Genomic DNA, 1,259 nt, shown 5'->3' with positions numbered 1-1,259 from the left:
TGGAGAGTTTGATCCTGGCTCAGGACGAACGCTGGCGGCGTGCTTAACACATGCAAGTCGAACGATGAAGCCTGCAACTTGTTGTGGGTGGATTAGTGGCGAACGGGTGAGTAATACGTGGGTAACCTGCCCTCCTTTTTGGGATAAGCCTTGGAAACGGGGTCTAATACCGAATATTCTGGCGCTCTCGCATGGGGGTGTTGGGAAAGCTTTTGTGTGAAGGGGGATGGGCTCGCGGCCTATCAGCTTGTTGGTGGGGTGATGGCCTACCAAGGCGGTGACGGGTAGCCGGCCTGAGAGGGTGACCGGCCACATTGGGACTGAGATACGGCCCAGACTCCTACGGGAGGCAGCAGTGGGGGATATTGCACAATGGGCGAAAGCCTGATGCAGCGACGCCGCGTGGGGGATGAAGGCTTTCGGGTTGTAAACCTCTTTCGCTATCGAACAAGGCTCACTTAGGGTGGGTTGAGGGTAGGTGGAGAAGAAGCGCCGGCTAACTACGTGCCAGCAGCCGCGGTAATACGTAGGGCGCGAGCGTTGTCCGGAATTATTGGGCGTAAAGGGCTTGTAGGCGGCTTGTTGCGCCTGCTGTGAAAACGCGGGGCTTAACTTCGCGCGTGCAGTGGGTACGGGCAGGCTTGAGTGTGGTAGGGGTGACTGGAATTCCAGGTGTAGCGGTGGAATGCGCAGATATCTGGAGGAACACCGATGGCGAAGGCAGGTCACTGGGCCATTACTGACGCTGAGGAGCGAAAGCATGGGTAGCGAACAGGATTAGATACCCTGGTAGTCCATGCTGTAAACGTTGGGAACTAGGTGTGGGGGGCCTTTCCAGGTTTTCTGCGCCGTAGCTAACGCATTAAGTTCCCCGCCTGGGGAGTACGGCCGCAAGGCTAAAACTCAAAGGAATTGACGGGGGCCCGCACAAGCGGCGGAGCATGCGGATTAATTCGATGCAACGCGAAGAACCTTACCAAGGCTTGACATACACCGCGGGGCTGCAGAGATGTGGTTGCATTTGGTTGGTGGTGTACAGGTGGTGCATGGTTGTCGTCAGCTCGTGTCGTGAGATGTTGGGTTAAGTCCCGCAACGAGCGCAACCCTTGTCTCGTGTTGCCAGCACATGATGGTGGGGACTCACGAGAGACTGCCGGGGTTAACTCGGAGGAAGGTGGGGATGACGTCAAATCATCATGCCCCTTATGTCTTGGGCTTCACGCATGCTACAATGGCCGGTACAGAGGGTTGCGATATCG

General features: G+C 56.8%; 1 rRNA gene. It reads left to right on the top strand.

Annotation, left to right across the window (positions count from 1 at the left end):
* Window positions 1–1,259: ribosomal RNA gene (locus ACRQFC_RS09200) — 16S ribosomal RNA — on the top strand; the annotation flags it as partial.

Source organism: Actinotignum inguinis, from assembly GCF_051265835.1.
GTDB lineage: Bacteria > Actinomycetota > Actinomycetes > Actinomycetales > Actinomycetaceae > Actinotignum > Actinotignum timonense.
This window is presented reverse-complemented; position numbering and strand designations above follow the sequence as displayed.